Source organism: Agarivorans sp. DSG3-1, assembly GCF_046774965.1.
GTDB lineage: Bacteria > Pseudomonadota > Gammaproteobacteria > Enterobacterales > Celerinatantimonadaceae > Agarivorans.
In genome coordinates, this window is record NZ_CP177241.1 from 1,694,414 (window position 1) to 1,710,668 (window position 16,255).

Annotated in this window: 17 protein-coding genes; 14 read left to right on the top strand and 3 right to left on the bottom strand. The window is 46.0% G+C overall.

Translation table 11 applies throughout. The features are described from left to right. Window positions 1-2 precede the first annotated feature (2 nt). From rplR to rplQ, 11 genes are all read left to right on the top strand, one after another. Window positions 3-353, top strand: a complete 351-nt coding sequence (gene rplR / locus ACLD71_RS07990) for a 50S ribosomal protein L18 (protein ID WP_137673763.1) — start codon at window positions 3-5, stop codon at window positions 351-353. 10 nt (window positions 354-363) lie between these two features. Continuing rightward, a complete protein-coding gene (rpsE, locus tag ACLD71_RS07995; protein WP_016402136.1) occupies window positions 364-867 on the top strand; it encodes a 30S ribosomal protein S5 in 504 nt (167 codons plus the stop codon). A 7-nt stretch (window positions 868-874) separates the two neighbouring features. Next, window positions 875-1,057 carry a 50S ribosomal protein L30 gene (gene rpmD / locus ACLD71_RS08000; protein ID WP_137673764.1) on the top strand — a complete coding sequence of 61 codons (183 nt, stop codon included), beginning with the start codon at window positions 875-877 and terminating at the stop codon, window positions 1,055-1,057. A gap of 2 nt (window positions 1,058-1,059) precedes the next feature. Further along, window positions 1,060-1,494: a 50S ribosomal protein L15 gene (gene rplO / locus ACLD71_RS08005; RefSeq protein WP_137673765.1), complete on the top strand. Its 435-nt coding sequence runs from the start codon at window positions 1,060-1,062 to the stop codon at window positions 1,492-1,494. A 9-nt stretch (window positions 1,495-1,503) separates the two neighbouring features. Beyond that, a complete protein-coding gene (secY, locus tag ACLD71_RS08010) occupies window positions 1,504-2,829 on the top strand; it encodes a preprotein translocase subunit SecY (RefSeq protein ID WP_411993991.1) in 1,326 nt (441 codons plus the stop codon). 41 nt (window positions 2,830-2,870) lie between these two features. Further along, on the top strand, window positions 2,871-2,984 hold the full coding sequence (gene rpmJ / locus ACLD71_RS08015; protein ID WP_000868186.1) for a 50S ribosomal protein L36: 114 nt from the start codon (window positions 2,871-2,873) through the stop codon (window positions 2,982-2,984). A 109-nt stretch (window positions 2,985-3,093) separates the two neighbouring features. After that, the gene (rpsM, locus tag ACLD71_RS08020) at window positions 3,094-3,450 is read left to right on the top strand and encodes a 30S ribosomal protein S13 (protein WP_016402132.1); all 357 of its coding nucleotides are present in this window, start codon (window positions 3,094-3,096) and stop codon (window positions 3,448-3,450) included. A gap of 13 nt (window positions 3,451-3,463) precedes the next feature. After that, window positions 3,464-3,853: a 30S ribosomal protein S11 gene (rpsK, locus tag ACLD71_RS08025; protein WP_016402131.1), complete on the top strand. Its 390-nt coding sequence runs from the start codon at window positions 3,464-3,466 to the stop codon at window positions 3,851-3,853. 26 nt (window positions 3,854-3,879) lie between these two features. Next, window positions 3,880-4,500, top strand: coding sequence for a 30S ribosomal protein S4 (rpsD, locus tag ACLD71_RS08030; RefSeq protein ID WP_137673766.1), 621 nt, complete (start codon window positions 3,880-3,882; stop codon window positions 4,498-4,500). Window positions 4,501-4,523: 23 nt separating this feature from the next. Further along, on the top strand, window positions 4,524-5,510 hold the full coding sequence (locus ACLD71_RS08035; protein ID WP_137673767.1) for a DNA-directed RNA polymerase subunit alpha: 987 nt from the start codon (window positions 4,524-4,526) through the stop codon (window positions 5,508-5,510). A 38-nt stretch (window positions 5,511-5,548) separates the two neighbouring features. Beyond that, window positions 5,549-5,941: a 50S ribosomal protein L17 gene (rplQ, locus tag ACLD71_RS08040; RefSeq protein ID WP_137673768.1), complete on the top strand. Its 393-nt coding sequence runs from the start codon at window positions 5,549-5,551 to the stop codon at window positions 5,939-5,941. Window positions 5,942-6,038: 97 nt separating this feature from the next. Here the strand turns inward: rplQ and ACLD71_RS08045 are convergent, their stop codons facing one another. After that, window positions 6,039-7,301: an HD-GYP domain-containing protein gene (locus ACLD71_RS08045; protein WP_137673769.1), complete on the bottom strand. Its 1,263-nt coding sequence runs from the start codon at window positions 7,299-7,301 to the stop codon at window positions 6,039-6,041. A 157-nt stretch (window positions 7,302-7,458) separates the two neighbouring features. Here ACLD71_RS08045 and metA point away from each other — a divergent pair, with 157 nt between their 5' ends. The 3 genes from metA to mgtE all read left to right on the top strand — a co-directional run bounded on the left by metA (window position 7,459) and on the right by mgtE (window position 13,780). Then, on the top strand, window positions 7,459-8,400 hold the full coding sequence (gene metA / locus ACLD71_RS08050; RefSeq protein ID WP_303515936.1) for a homoserine O-acetyltransferase MetA: 942 nt from the start codon (window positions 7,459-7,461) through the stop codon (window positions 8,398-8,400). Between the two features lie 89 nt (window positions 8,401-8,489). Then, window positions 8,490-12,170 (top strand): methionine synthase, encoded by a 3,681-nt coding sequence (gene metH / locus ACLD71_RS08055; protein WP_411994077.1) that lies wholly within the window; start codon window positions 8,490-8,492, stop codon window positions 12,168-12,170. A gap of 272 nt (window positions 12,171-12,442) precedes the next feature. Continuing rightward, window positions 12,443-13,780, top strand: coding sequence for a magnesium transporter (gene mgtE / locus ACLD71_RS08060; RefSeq protein WP_137673772.1), 1,338 nt, complete (start codon window positions 12,443-12,445; stop codon window positions 13,778-13,780). A gap of 66 nt (window positions 13,781-13,846) precedes the next feature. On the opposite strand, the gene ACLD71_RS08065 is transcribed toward mgtE, so the two are convergent. Continuing rightward, complete coding sequence (locus tag ACLD71_RS08065) at window positions 13,847-14,194, bottom strand: hypothetical protein (RefSeq protein ID WP_411994079.1); 348 nt, start codon at window positions 14,192-14,194, stop codon at window positions 13,847-13,849. A 74-nt stretch (window positions 14,195-14,268) separates the two neighbouring features. Then, window positions 14,269-16,194, bottom strand: a complete 1,926-nt coding sequence (locus tag ACLD71_RS08070) for an ABC transporter ATP-binding protein (RefSeq protein WP_411994081.1) — start codon at window positions 16,192-16,194, stop codon at window positions 14,269-14,271. Between the last annotated feature and the right edge of the window lie 61 nt (window positions 16,195-16,255).

Below are 16,255 nucleotides of genomic sequence, written 5' to 3' on the forward strand. Positions count from 1 at the left end.
CTATGGATAAGAAAATTGCTCGTCTGCGTCGTGCAACACGCACTCGCAAAGCTATGCAAGAGTTGGGTAAAACCCGCCTGGTGATTCACCGTACTCCGCGCCATATTTACGCGCAGGTGATTGCACCTGATGCTAAGGTTCTTGCAACAGCATCAACAGTAGATAAAGCCGTTTCTGAAGGGCTTGAAAGTTTAAGTAATGTAGCTGCCGCTACTGCCGTAGGTAAAGCAATCGCTGAACGTGCCGCAGAAAAAGGTATTACATCTGTAGCTTTTGACCGTTCTGGCTTTAAGTATCACGGCCGCGTTGCTGCGCTTGCAGAAGCTGCACGTGAAGCTGGTCTTCAGTTCTAAGGAGTGAGTCATGTCAAAATTTGAAGCACAAGCCGGTAGTGATCTGAATGAGAAGCTTATCGCTGTAAACCGTGTGTCAAAAGTAGTTAAAGGTGGTCGTATCTTCAGTTTCACTGCTCTTACAGTAGTGGGTGACGGTAACGGTCGCGTAGGGTTTGGTTATGGTAAAGCACGTGAAGTTCCTGCTGCTATTCAAAAAGCAATGGAAAAAGCGCGTCGTAACCTTACTAGTGTACAGCTGAGAGGCACTACACTGCAGCATCCTATTAAGGGTCGCCACTCTGGGTCGCGTGTTTACATGCAACCTGCATCAGAGGGTACTGGTATTATTGCCGGTGGTGCGATGCGTGCTGTTCTAGAAGTTGCGGGCGTGCAGAACGTATTGTCAAAAGCATACGGTTCTACTAACCCAATTAACATTGTTCGCGCTACTATCGACGCTCTTGAGAATATGCATTCTCCACAAGACGTTGCTGCGAAGCGTGGCCTAAGCGTCCAAGAAATTCTGGGGTAATAAAGCCATGTCGAACACAATTAAAGTAACACAGACTAAAAGTGGTATTGGGCGTTTGCCTAAGCACCGTGCGACCCTAACAGGTCTAGGTCTTCGTCGCATTAATCACACTGTTGAATTAGAGGACACTCCTTGTATTCGCGGTATGATTAATAAAGTTTCTTACATGGTTAAGGTTGAGGGAGAATAATCATGCGTTTGAATACTCTTTCTCCGGCGGCTGGCTCAAAGCCAAACGCCAAGCGTGTAGGGCGTGGTATTGGTTCTGGTTTAGGTAAAACCGGTGGTCGTGGTCACAAAGGTCAGAAGTCTCGTTCTGGCGGTAGTGTTCGTCCAGGTTTCGAAGGCGGTCAAATGCCATTGAAACAACGCTTGCCTAAATTTGGTTTTACTTCACGTAAATCAATGGTAACTGCTGAAGTTCGTACTAGCGAACTAGCTAAAGTTACTGCTGACGTGGTAGATTTGGACGCTTTGAAGGCAGCTGGTCTTATTACTCGCAACATTAAGTTTGCAAAAGTAGTACTATCTGGCGAAGTTAAAGCACCAGTTACCTTACGTGGCCTGCGTGTAACTAAAGGCGCACTGGCAGCTATTGAAGCTGCTGGCGGTAAAATCGAGGAATAAGTACAAAACATGGCTAAGAATCCAGGAACAGCATCAGCAAGTGCACAAGGCGGCTTAAGCGAGCTTAAGAGTCGTTTACTATTTGTGCTTGGAGCCATTATTGTGTTCCGAGCAGGCTCCTTTGTGCCGTTACCTGGGATTGATGCCGCTGTACTGGCCGCGTTGTTTGACCAGCAAAAAGGTACCATTCTGGAAATGTTTAATATGTTTTCAGGTGGTGCACTTTCACGTGCTTCTATATTCGCGTTAGGTATCATGCCGTACATTTCGGCATTGATTATCATCCAGTTATTGACAGTTGTTCACCCAACCCTTGCTGAACTTAAAAAAGAAGGCGAGTCGGGTAGACGTAAGATTAGTCAATACACGCGTTATAGCACGCTGGTTTTAGCAACCTTCCAAGCTATTGGTATTGCTACTGGCTTACCAAATATGATGGCAGGTCTGGTAATTAACCCAGGTCTACCGTTCTATTTCACTGCGGTGGTTAGCTTGGTGACAGGAACAATGTTCCTGATGTGGTTAGGTGAGCAAATTACTGAACGCGGTATCGGCAACGGGATTTCGATTCTAATTTTTGCTGGTATTGTGGCAGGATTGCCTTCTGCAATCGGTCAGACGGCTGAGCAGGCGCGTCAAGGAGAGTTGCACTTATTGTTACTCTTGTTCATCGTTGCTCTTGTATTTGCGGTGACCTTCTTTGTGGTATTTGTAGAACGTGGACAACGTCGTATCGTTGTTAACTATGCAAAACGCCAACAAGGTCGCAAAGTGTTCGCTGCACAAAGCACACATTTACCACTTAAAGTGAACATGGCGGGTGTTATCCCAGCAATTTTCGCTTCAAGTATTATTCTGTTCCCTGGCACATTAGCGCAGTGGTTCGGTCAAAATGAAGGCTTGTCTTTCCTTTCTGACCTGTCATTAACGCTACAACCTGGGCAACCGTTATATGTGTTCTTGTATGCAGCAGCTATTATCTTCTTCTGCTTCTTCTACACTGCGTTGGTATTTAACCCTCGCGAAACAGCAGACAACTTGAAGAAGAGTGGCGCGTTCATTCCGGGTATACGCCCAGGTGAACAGACCTCGCGATACATAGACAAGGTGATGACTCGTTTAACCCTAGCTGGTGCTTTGTACATCACGTTTGTATGTTTAATTCCTGAGTTTATGATGATCGGAATGAACGTTCAGTTCTACTTCGGTGGTACTTCGCTACTTATTGTAGTGGTGGTTATCATGGACTTTATGGCTCAGGTCCAAACCCATTTGATGTCTCATCAATATGGTTCGGTTCTGAAAAAAGCTAATCTTAAAGGTTACGGCCGTTAGGCCGCCCTTGAGATTGGTCTTTAACTTTTACGGAGATAGCAATGAAAGTACGTGCATCCGTTAAGAAAATCTGCCGTAACTGTAAAGTTATCAAGCGCAACGGTGTTGTGCGTGTAATTTGCAGTGAGCCAAAGCACAAACAGCGCCAAGGCTAGTTAGTAGATTTCAAGACAATATTATTTGCAATGTGGTCATCTGTTGAGTATCCTTACGGGCTTTTCACAGATGGCCTTCGTTTAACACGAAAATTATAGGAGTGTGCCAATGGCCCGTATAGCCGGCATTAACATTCCTGATCAGAAGCACGCAGTTATTGCTTTAACTGCAATCTTCGGTATTGGCTTAACCCGCTCACAAAAAATTTGTGCGGCAGCCGGTATTGCTGAAGATGTTAAGATCAGAGAACTTGACGAAACACAAATCGATAAACTTCGTGACGAAGTAGCTAAATTCACTGTTGAAGGTGATCTACGTCGTGAAGTATCAATGAACATTAAGCGTCTGATGGACCTCGGTTGTTACCGTGGACTTCGTCACCGTCGCAGTTTGCCCCTTCGCGGTCAGCGCACTAAAACAAATGCGCGCACCCGTAAAGGTCCTCGCAAACCTATTAAGAAATAAGGGGTGAGTGAAAATGGCTAAAACTCCGACTCGCGCTCGTAAACGCGTAAAAAAACAAGTTGCTGATGGCATGGCTCATATCCATGCTTCTTTCAACAATACTATTGTGACTATCACTGATCGTCAGGGTAACGCGCTTTCTTGGGCCACTGCAGGTGGTTCAGGTTTCCGTGGTTCACGTAAGTCTACTCCGTTCGCTGCACAGGTTGCTGCTGAACGTGCTGCTGAAGCAGCTAAAGACTACGGCCTTAAGAACGTAGAAGTGTTTGTAAACGGCCCAGGTCCTGGTCGTGAGTCTTCAATCCGTGCATTACATGCTGCGGGTTTCCGTGTGACTAACATCACCGACGTGACTCCGATTCCACACAATGGTTGTCGTCCACCGAAGAAACGCCGCGTGTAGTTTCTGGATAGATTGGAGAAAGAAAAATGGCAAGATATTTAGGTCCAAAGCTTAAACTTAGCCGTCGTGAAGGTACCGATCTTTTCTTGAAAAGTGGTGTACGTGCGATCGACACAAAGTGTAAGTTGGATGCAGCACCTGGTCAACATGGTGCACGTAAAGCGCGTCTTTCAGACTACGGTTTACAGCTTCGTGAGAAGCAAAAAGTTCGTCGTTTATACGGCATACTTGAAAAACAATTCCGCAACTACTACAAAGCTGCTGCTCGCCTTAAAGGCAACACCGGTGAAAACTTGCTGCAATTGTTAGAAAGTCGTTTAGATAACGTTGTTTACCGTTTAGGTTTTGGTGCTACTCGCGCTGAAGCTCGTCAGCTAGTTAGCCACAAAGCTATCGTAGTTAACGGTCAAGTGGTTAATATTCCTTCTTACAAGGTATTACCAGAAGACGTTATCAGTGTTCGCGAAAAATCTAAGAAGCAAGCTCGTATCGTTGCATCTTTAGAAATCGCTGGACAACGTGAAGCGGCATCGTGGATAGAAGTAGACGCTACTAAAATGGAAGGCACTTTCAAACGCCTACCTGAGCGCGCTGATTTATCTGCGGAAATTAACGAACAGCTGATTGTCGAACTTTACTCTAAGTAAAGTTGAATTATAGAGAGGACACAATGCAGGGTTCTGTAACAGAGTTTCTAAAACCAAGGCTAGTTGAGATCGAACAAGTTAGCCCAACTCGTGCAAAGGTTACGCTTGAGCCATTAGAGCGTGGTTTTGGCCACACTTTAGGTAATGCTCTTCGTCGTATTCTTTTATCTTCTATGCCTGGTTGTGCGGTAACAGAAGTTGAAATCGATGGCGTGTTGCATGAGTACAGCAGTAAGGAAGGCGTACAAGAGGATATCTTGGAAATCTTGCTTAACCTTAAAGGTATTGCTGTGAAGTTAGAAGGTAAAGACGAAGTAACACTTAGTCTTGCCAAGTCTGGAGCAGGTCCTGTGGTTGCAGGCGACATTCAGCACGACGCTGATGTCGAAATCACTAACCCTGAGCACGTTATTTGTCACCTTAGCAGCAACGCTGAAATCAGCATGCGCATTAAGGTTGAACGTGGTCGCGGTTACGTACCAGCTTCAGTTCGGGTTCACTCTGAAGATGAAGAGCGTCCAATTGGTCGTTTGCTAACTGATGCAGCATACAGCCCAGTAGAGCGTATTGCTTATACTGTTGAAGCTGCTCGTGTAGAGCAACGTACTGACTTGGACAAATTGGTTATCGATATGGAAACCAATGGTACTCTTGATCCAGAGGAAGCTATCCGCCGCTCTGCAACAATTCTTGCAGAACAATTGGATGCCTTCGTTGACTTACGTGATGTAAGTGAGCCTGAAGAAAAAGAAGAGAAGCCAGAGTTTGATCCAATCCTGCTTCGTCCTGTCGATGATCTAGAGTTGACAGTACGCTCTGCTAACTGTTTGAAGGCAGAAGCGATTCATTACATTGGTGACTTGGTACAACGTACCGAAGTTGAGCTACTTAAAACACCTAACTTAGGTAAAAAGTCGCTTACAGAAATCAAAGATGTATTAGCGTCACGTGGTTTGTCTCTAGGTATGCGCCTAGAAAACTGGCCGCCAGCTAGCATTGCTGATAAGTAGTCACTGGTTTTAACGTCTTAATATAGAAGGATAAGGTCATGCGCCATCGTCAGAGTGGTCGTCAATTGAACCGAAATAGTAGCCATCGTCAGGCTATGTTCCGGAATATGGCCAGTTCATTGGTTCGCCATGAAGTTATCAAGACAACATTGCCTAAAGCCAAAGAGCTTCGTCGTGTTGTTGAGCCATTAATTACATTGGCTAAAAATGACAGTGTAGCTAACCGTCGTCTAGCTTTTGCTCGTACTCGCGATGCAGAAGTTGTTGGTAAGCTATTTGCTGAAATCGGCCCTCGATTCAAAGAACGTGCAGGCGGTTACACTCGCATTTTAAAATGTGGTTTCCGTGCTGGCGATAATGCTCCTATGGCATTCATTGAATTATTGGACCGTCCTGAAGTTGAAGAAGTTGCTGAAGAAGCGGCTGAGTAAACTCAGACACCAAGTATAAAAAGCCGGACTTAGGTCCGGCTTTTTTTTGTCTTTAATTTGTCGAGTTAGCTGTTATCACTGCGAAATAATTAACCCGTTACAAACGTTTGTTGTGATCGAAGTAATAAGAGATGCGCGCCCGCGGATTCAAATACTCAAACACAGCATCGGGTAAGGCGCTGGGCTTTAGGGCTTTCTCAATGGTTAAGCCTGCCGCTTCTAAATCAATAATTGGTGCTTCAGTACGCGGGATATTGGGGTCATAAACTTGTACAGCAGGGAACAGCAAACGTTCCGAGTTTACCGACATCACCAAGCCAATCTGCCCTGAACTAAGCTGCACAACACTGCCTGGCGGATAGATACCCAACAAACGTATAAGTATGCCTAAGTCAGCAGCATTGAGCTGCGCTTTACGTTGTTTATAAAGGTAGGAAATAACCGTAAAAGGAATCCGGGTTAAGCGCGGGTCTCTTGGGTGGCATAAGCTGTCATACTCATTTACAACTGCAATGAGCTGGGCTAAGCGGTCGATGCTGTCGCCTTTTAACTTTTGTGGGTAACCACTGCCATCTAAATACTCGTGGTGTTGCGCCGCAATCACTTTTACCTTGGCGGGTATCGTTTCCGACAACTTGAGAAAATCAGCCCCATACTTAGTGTGCATCTTTAATAAGTTGGCTTCTTGAGCGGTTAACTTACCCGGTTTGCGTAGCACTTTATCGGGGATTTTCATTTTCCCTACATCGTGAAACAAGCCGGCCAAGCCTAAGATTTTTATATCTCGCTCGGAAAATCCTGCCGCTTTGGCTAGCATCATGGCAAGGATAGATACATTTAAACTGTGGTAGTAAAAGCTGTCGGCATCTTTGCTGTCGTTCATTAAGTGCAGCACTACACCCTCGCCAGAGAGTAAGTCATCGGCTAGGTTGTTAATTAGGGTTGTAGCGTCATCAACGGCGTTAAGTGGGCGGCTTTTCAGTTTGCTCATCACCGCGCGAACTTGCGCCATTGAGCGATCAAACTCTTTCTCAACTTTTTGTAGGTTACGGCGGTAGTTCTTTAACTCTTCAATACGCGCGCGTTTTTCTTCCCAGAGTGCTTTGGCGGCTTTCTCTAAAGCCTTAGCGTCATCCTTTTTTTCTTCGTCTTGTTCTTGGTTCGCCGGCAAAGGTGGCGTATCGCTCTTTTCAGGTACCACAATGACATGCTTCAATCCCAGATTCTTGATTACATCAATCTGATCTTGGCTTTTTATTTTGAAGCTGGTGAACATAAACGGGTGCTCGCCCCATTTTACCGGAAGCTTAACAAACACACCTGTTTGTAATCGTTCTACATTAAGCTTTAACTCAGCCATGTGCCCTTACAACTTTTTTTCATCAGGGAGCATTATGAATAATTATTGGCACAAAATCAGCAGCTTTTAACAAGTTCTAGACATACACGAGGAACTATTTAAAATAGGTATCTAGATGTCTAGACATGCATGTCTTGTTGTTAGCTTGGAGCCTCTTATGCCAATTTGTATTCCTGACCAGTTACCCGCTGCTGAAGTCCTGCGTAACGAAAATATTTTTGTTATGCCAGAGAGCCGTGCAGCCCATCAGGATATCCGTCCGCTAGAGGTAGTACTTCTTAATTTGATGCCTAAGAAAATTGAGACTGAAAACCAAATCCTCAGGCTGCTCTCTAACTCTCCCTTGCAGGTGAATGTAAAGCTATTACGTATCGATCATCGTGTGTCTAAGAATACACCCAAAGATCACATCGATAAGTTTTATCGTGATTTTGACAAACTGCGTGAGCGTAACTTCGACGGACTGATTATTACTGGTGCTCCTTTAGGGCAAGTACCCTTCGAAGAAGTGTATTACTGGGATCAAGTTAAAGAAATTATTGATTGGGCCACAACCCACGTCACTTCAACCTTGTACTTATGTTGGGCGGCGCAGGCGGCGTTGTATCATTTATATGGTTTGAACAAACAAACTAGAGATACCAAGTTGTCTGGGGTGTATTGGCATCAAACCAAGCACAAGCATAATCCCTTGGTTCGTGGTTTTGATGACGCTTTTCTCGCGCCACTATCACGCTTTGCGCATTTTGATTCAAACCTAATTACCGAAGAAACCGACTTGAAGGTACTGGCCGATAACCCTGAAGCGGGTAGCTACTTATTTGCCAGCGAAGATTTTCGCCAAGTATTTATTACCGGTCATCCAGAGTACGCAGCAGATACTTTGCACAACGAGTATCAGCGTGATTCTCAAGAAGGCTTGAATCCGCAATTGCCCGAAAACTACTACACGCATGACGATTGCTCAGCCGCGCCATGTGCCACTTGGCGTAGTCATGGCCACCTTTTGTATAACAACTGGCTTAACTACTGTGTTTACCAAATCACGCCTTACGACTTAGCCGAGCTTAAACCCAAATCCGATAATATCTTGAAATAATTTCATATAACTTTATCGCAGATAAGCCCCATTAGGCAGTGTGCTACACTGCCGAGTCGAAATACCAGCGAAAGAAATAGGAAGTTCCCGTGTCAGCAAGGCTACAACTAGAAAAGCAACTCTCTCAACGCATCATGATCATCGATGGCGGCATGGGAACCATGATTCAGTCTTACAAATTTGAAGAGGCTGACTACCGCGGAGAGAGCTTTGCAGACTGGCATACCGATGTAAAAGGTAACAACGATATGTTGGTGCTAACACAGCCAAGAATCATTGCTGATATTCATCGTGAGTACTTGCTGGCTGGCGCTGATATTCTAGAAACCAATACCTTTAACGCTACAACTATCGCCATGGCCGATTACGACATGGAGAAGTACTCGGCTGATATCAACCGCGAAGCCGCGCGTATTGCTCGCGAAGTTGCTGATGAAGTGACGGCTTTAAACCCTGAACGTCCACGTTTTGTGGCGGGTGTGTTAGGCCCCACAAACCGTACCTGTTCTATTTCGCCAGATGTGAACGACCCAGGTTATCGTAATGTCACTTTTAACGAGCTAGTAGAGGCTTATGTTGAATCCACTAAGGCGCTTATAGAAGGCGGTAGTGACTTAATTTTAATCGAAACCATCTTCGATACTCTTAACGCAAAAGCGGCGGTGTTTGCAGTAGAAACCGTGTTTGATGAGCTGGGCTATAAATTGCCAGTGATGATTTCGGGTACCATTACCGACGCCTCAGGCCGTACCTTAAGTGGCCAAACAACCGAAGCCTTTTACAACTCTATGCGCCACGCTAGCCCAATTAGCATAGGTTTGAACTGTGCATTGGGGCCAGACGAGCTTCGCCAGTATGTTGACGAGCTTAGCCGCGTAAGCGAAACCTATGTCTCTGCTCACCCCAATGCAGGCTTGCCAAATGCCTTTGGTGAATATGACCTTGAAGCCAACGAGATGGCGGAACACATTGGTGAATGGGCACGCGCCGGTTTCTTAAATTTAGTTGGTGGTTGTTGTGGTACCACGCCTGAGCATATTAAAGCCATGGCCGAAGCGGTTGAAGGCGCAGCGCCACGCCAACTGCCAGAAATAGATGTAGCTTGTCGCCTTTCAGGGCTAGAGCCACTAACGATTACCGCAGACACCCTGTTTGTAAACGTAGGTGAGCGTAACAACGTTACAGGTTCAGCAATATTTAAGCGGCTGATCGTAGAGGAGAACTACGATAAAGCTATTGAGGTTGCCTTAAACCAAGTTGAGAACGGCGCGCAAATTATTGATATCAATATGGACGAAGGCATGTTGGATTCAAAAGCGGCCATGGTGCGCTTTTTGAACATGATTGCCTGTGAGCCTGATATCGCCAAAGTGCCGGTGATGATTGATTCATCTAAGTGGGATATTTTAGAAGCTGGCCTGCAGTGTGTGCAGGGTAAGCCTATTGTTAACTCCATTTCGATGAAAGAAGGGGTAGAGCCCTTTATTCGCCAAGCTAAAATTCTTCGCCGTTATGGCGCCGCAGTTATTATTATGGCCTTTGATGAAGAAGGTCAGGCAGATACCCGCGAACGTAAGTTTGAAATATGTAGTAAATCTTACGACATCTTAGTCAATCAAGTCGGCTTCCCGCCGGAAGATATTATCTTCGATCCAAACATTTTTGCGGTAGCTACCGGAATCGACGAGCATAACAACTATGCGGTTGATTTTATCGAAGCGGTAAAAGACATCAAAGATAACTTACCGCATGCGATGATTTCTGGCGGTGTCTCTAATGTAAGCTTTTCATTCCGTGGTAATAACCCCGTTCGAGAAGCGATACACGCGGTGTTCTTGTACTACGCGATTAAGAACGGCATGGACATGGGCATTGTAAATGCGGGTCAGTTGGCCATTTACGAAGACATTCCTAAAGAGCTAAAAGATAAAGTTGAAGCTGTAGTACTTAATACCCATAGCAATGCCACCGAAGAGCTGCTTGAAATTGCCGAGAAATACCGTGGTGACGGTTCTCAACAAGAAAGTGCTCAGGATTTAGAGTGGCGCACATGGGATGTTAAAAAGCGCCTAGAGCACGCCTTAGTTAAAGGCATCACCGAATTTATTGAAGACGACACCGAGCTAGCGCGCCAATCGGTAGAGCGCCCATTACACGTGATTGAAGGGCCGTTAATGGACGGCATGAATGTCGTGGGTGATTTATTCGGCGATGGTAAAATGTTCTTACCGCAAGTAGTAAAATCTGCCCGTGTTATGAAACGCGCGGTAGCCTACTTACAGCCCTATATTGAAGCTGAGAAAGGCGAAGGCCAGCGCTCTAACGGTAAAATTGTAATGGCTACCGTGAAGGGTGACGTGCACGACATTGGTAAAAACATTGTAGGGGTTGTGCTGCAATGTAATAACTTTGAAGTCATCGACCTTGGCGTCATGGTGTCTTGCGACAAAATTCTTAAAGTCGCTAAAGAAGAAAACGTAGATATGATTGGCCTCTCAGGGCTAATTACGCCCTCGTTAGATGAAATGGTGCACGTAGCTAAAGAAATGCAGCGTACCGGCCTCGATCTGCCGTTGCTTATTGGTGGAGCAACTACTTCTAAAGCGCACACTGCGGTTAAAATTGAACAAAACTATGAGCACCCTGTCGTGTACGTATCTAACGCGTCTCGCGCGGTGGGAGTATGCCAAAGTTTATTGTCCGACGAGTTACGCCCTCCTTTTGTAGAAAAACTGGATAAAGACTACGAGATTGTACGTGAGCAGCATGCTCGTAAGCGCCCGCGTACTCCACCGGTTACTTTAGAAGTCGCTCGTGCTAATCGTGCGCCGATTGAGTGGGAAAACTACACGCCGCCAGTACCAAAGCAATTGGGCATTCAACAGTTCGAAGATGTGTCGATAGAAGACATTGAACCTTACATAGATTGGACCCCATTCTTTATGACTTGGTCATTGGCTGGCAAATACCCGCGTATTCTAGAAGACGAGGTAGTGGGCGAAGAAGCTAAACGTTTGTTTGCCGACGCCAAAGCAATGCTCGCTCGTTTTAAACAAAAGCGCGAAGTGAAAGTATCAGGTGTGTTTGGTTTGTTCCCTGCCAATAGCGTGGGTGACGATATTGAGATCTACACCGACGAATCACGCAGCGAACTGCTAGGAGTAAGCTCTCAGCTTCGCCAGCAAACCGATAAGAAAAAGGGCGCTAACAATTGCTTAGCCGATTTCATTGCACCCAAGGCGAGCGGCAAAGCCGATTACTTTGGTGCCTTTGCGGTAACTGGCGGAATTGGTGAAGATGAATTAGCCGATATGTATAAAGATGAAGGCGATGATTACAACGCGATTATGGTAAAAGCGATTGCCGATCGCCTCGCCGAAGGTTTTGCAGAGTACTTACATGCGCAAGTACGTAAAGACTTCTGGGGCTATGCTGCTGACGAAAACCTCAGCAGCGAAGAGTTGATTCGCGAAAACTACCAAGGCATACGTCCAGCACCGGGTTATCCCGCTTGTCCCGAACATACCGAGAAAGGTCTCATTTGGGACTTACTGGATGTTGAAAAACGGATTGGAATGATACTAACCGACAGCTACGCGATGTGGCCGGGTGCTGCGGTATCTGGCTGGTATTTCTCTCATCCAGATAGCCGTTATTTTGCGGTGGCATCGATTCAAAAAGACCAAGTAGAAGATTACGCCAAGCGTAAAAATATGAGCTTGGAGGTTGCCGAACGCTGGTTAGCGCCTAACTTGGGTTACAACAGCTAAGCGCGGAATAAAACCTAGCTACATTTAAGTTTCGCGTTGCTGGCTGCAACGCCCGTCAACTCGCCCTTCAGCTTTAGCTTTAGGGCGATAAATCGCTTGAGTTTTAAGCTTATTCCCCCTACAATTTGCGCCGATTTTATCACTGAGAATCTTCTATGAACCCGGACCCCGACAGTCGAAACTTTTATCGTTTTATAGACCCGATACAACAAAATTTCTTCGCGTAGTCCGTCTGGTTAATGCTTGGCTCTATGCGATAGCTGGAGCAGTACATGGCACATCTTCAACAAAAATTAGAGCTCGCTTTAGTTAACTTAGACAAGTTAACCCTTCGCTCAACCCTCGATGAATACCACTTTGCCGACGTTGGTCAAGCTTTGGCTGAGTTTGAACCTAAAGAAGCCTTACCGCTTATCTCGATGTTTTCGCTAGGTGATCGCGCTAAAGTTTTCTCGTATTTGCCTCCCTATCTACAAGCCGACGTAGCGGGTTTAATGAAGCGTCATAAATTGGCCGCGTTGTTTTCTCGCATGGAGGCGGATGAGCGCGCCGATTTATATAACGACTTAGACGAAGAGCAACGCGCCATGGTTTTGCCTGGCTTAGCTCAAGCCGAGCGCGAAGATTTACGTAAGCTTTCCAGTTACGCCGAAGGAACCGCTGGGTCAATTATGACCTCTGATTACGCCACCCTAAAAGAACATTGGCTGGTTAGCCGCGCGTTAAAGCAGCTGCGACTTGAAGCGCCCGATAAAGAAACTATTTACCAAACTTATGTGATTGACCGCGAACGTCGACTGCTCGGTACCGTGTCTTTGCGTGAACTGATTCTGGCCTCTCCTGATATTCAAGTGCGCGAGTTAATGCGCACCGAGGTGGTATCGGTCACCGTAGAAGAAAGCCAAGAGCATGTAAGTAAACAAATTCGCCACTACGATCTATTGGCCCTGCCAGTGGTGGATGAACAGCAAAAGCTGGTTGGCATTGTTACTTACGATGACGCGATGGATGCGGCGGTTGAAGAAGCCACCGAAGATGCCCAAAAAAGTGCCTCAGTAGGTAAGCTTGACGAAACAGTAGACCGAGTGAGCATTTGGGAGCTCTACCGTAAACGGGTAATGTGGCTGGTACTGCTAGTGTTTGGCGCGATGTTCTCCGGCGCGGGTATTGCTCATTTTGAAGAAACGATTTCGGCCAACGTTGCCCTGGTGTTTTTCTTACCTTTATTGATTGGAAGTGGCGGTAATGCAGGCTCACAAGCAGCTGCCTTAATGGTACGGGCACTGGCCACTGGCGAAGTAGACAAAAATGACTGGTCTAAATTGTTTAGCCGTGAACTATTGGTAGGGCTAGCACTTGGCTTAACTATGGCGGCTGCAGTATATAGCGTAGGGGTATTTCGTGGTGGCCCAGACGTAGCAATGATTGTATCGATGTCGATGGTGATCATTGTATTAGTGGGATCTCTGGTGGGCTTAAGCTTACCGTTTTTGCTGAATAAGATGAAACTCGACCCTGCAACGGCCTCTGGCCCACTGGTAGCGACAATTGCCGACGTATCAGGGGTGTTAGTTTATTTTGGCTTGGCCAGCGCCATACTCGGCTTGTAACGCGACACGCAGCCACAAAAAAAGCGAGCCATAATATGCTCGCTTTTTGCTTTCAATCATTCAGGTTTAGTCTTTGCTTTTTTCGCTACTGCTTGCCGGGCGAATTAAGCTCACCCCTTCACGAATAATCATTAAACCTACACCTACCAGCTTAACGCATACGTATAAAAATACGATCAGCACTATTACCTTGATAAAGGTTTGAAAAATCTCAAAAAACTCTTCGCTAACTTGGGTATTTATGGCATCAGTATCGGCCATTAACCAGTTAAAAAAGTGCTGCATGAAGGGCGCATCATGCGGCAAGGTAATTAAACTCACTGTTTGTGGTAGCACATAGGCTATCACTGCGATTCCTACCACTATTAGCGCAATGCCAATAAGTAATCTTGAGCGGTTTAGCGCCGTGTTCATATACATCCTTGAATGGTTATTAATAGTTCTGTTGTTAGTAGCATTACCTGAGTGACTAAAGAGATCAAGTAAACTTAGCTTTCCTGCTCTATACCAAAGGCTTGTTGCTGCTCTTCTAGTTGCTCTTGCAGGTCAAACCAGCTTAGTTCAGTTTCTTCTAGTTCGCTCTTAAGTTCTGCTTGTTGTTGTAAACACTTTTGCAGTTGTGCTTTGTTGTCGGCTTCATACAGTTCTGGTTCAGCCATTTTTTGTTCTACTTCGTCTAAACGTTGCTGGGCTTTAGCGCTGCTTTTCTCAAGGCTTTCTAATTGCTTACGAATGCCTTTGGTTTGCTGACGAAATTCAGCTTCGCGACGTTTCTGTTCTTTACGTTGATTCACCGGGTTCGCGCCAGTAGCACTACTTTCTGTACCGTTGCTGTTTATCTGTCGGTTGGCTTGGCTTAGCCATTGTTGGTAATCGTCTAAGTCACCCTCAAAAGGCGAGACCCGCTGGCTGTCTACCAAGTAAAACTCATCGGTAGTGGCGCGCAGTAATGCTCGGTCGTGCGATACAATAATCATTGCACCGGTAAACTCTTGCAGCGCCAAAGTGAGTGCGTGGCGCATTTCTAAATCTAAGTGGTTGGTAGGTTCGTCAAGTAGTAATAAGTTAGGCTTTTGCCATACTACTAGCGCCAATACCAAACGGGCTTTTTCGCCACCACTAAACGGCGCTACCTTCTCTAGAGCTTGATCGCCTTGGAAACCAAAACTGCCTAAGTATTTGCGTAACTCAGCCTCGGTAGTATTAGGGGCCAAGCGTTGCAAATGCTGCATCGGTGTATCGTCTGGGCGTAGGGTTTCTAATTGGTGTTGGGCAAAGTAACCCACTTTAGCCATTTTGTTTATTTCTACATTGCCGGCCAGCGCTTTTAGCTCACCAGAAAGCAGTTTAATAAAGGTAGATTTACCCGCGCCGTTGCGGCCTAACAAACCAATACGGCTGCCAGGCACCAAGTTAAACTTAACTTGTTCAAGAATGGTTTTATCTTCATAACCGGCGCTCACTTTTTCCATAGTAAGCAAGGGTAGGGGCAGGTTGTCTGGCTCTCTAAACTGAAAGCTAAACTGCGAATCTACGTGGGCTTGGCTAATCACTTCCATTTTTTCAAGCGCTTTTAGGCGGCTTTGTGCTTGCTTGGCTTTACTGGCCTTGTAACGAAAACGGTCTACAAAACCTTGCATATGCGCACGCTCGCGCTGTTGCTTCTCGTACATGGCTTGTTGCTGAGCCAAGTGCATGGCGCGCATCTGCTCAAAGTCTGAGTAGCCACCGGTGTACTCATTTAGCTTTTGATGCTCAATGTGCACAATGCGATTAATAATATTGTCCAGAAAATCGCGGTCGTGAGAAATCAGAATTAGCGTGCCGGGGTAGCGCTTAAGCCACTGTTCTAACCACACCACGGTGTCTAAGTCTAAGTGGTTGGTTGGTTCATCCAATAGTAATAGATCGGAGCGAACCAATAGCGCTTGGGCTAGGTTTAAGCGCATTCGCCAACCACCCGAAAAGTCACTTACGCTTTGCTGTTGGCCTGCCTCACTAAAGCCCAAACCCGCCAGTAACTCAGCGGCTTTGGTTTTAATTTGGTAGCCACCAATGGTGTCCATTTTGGTATGCAAGGTGGCAATGAGCTCGCCTTTTTCAGCTTCTTCTGCGGCAGTAATATCGCGCTCTAGTTGGCGAAACTCTTGGTCGCCGTCAATCACGTAATCAATGGCTTTGCGTTTAAGCTCAGGCGTTTCTTGGGCAACGCTGGAAATTTCCCACTTGCTTGGCACACTTAAGTTGCCTGCATCCACTTGCAGTTGGTTTTTTAACAAAGCAAATAGCGATGATTTACCGCAACCATTTTGTCCCACTAAACCCACTTTTTGGCCGGGGTGAATGGTGAGGTTTGATTCTTCTAAAAGAAACTTGGTGCCGCGTTGCAGGCTAATATTGTTGGCTACGATCATGGTTGTTGCTATGTGCTACTAAAAGTGTGCAATAATGCCGCTATGATACCCGATGCGGCTA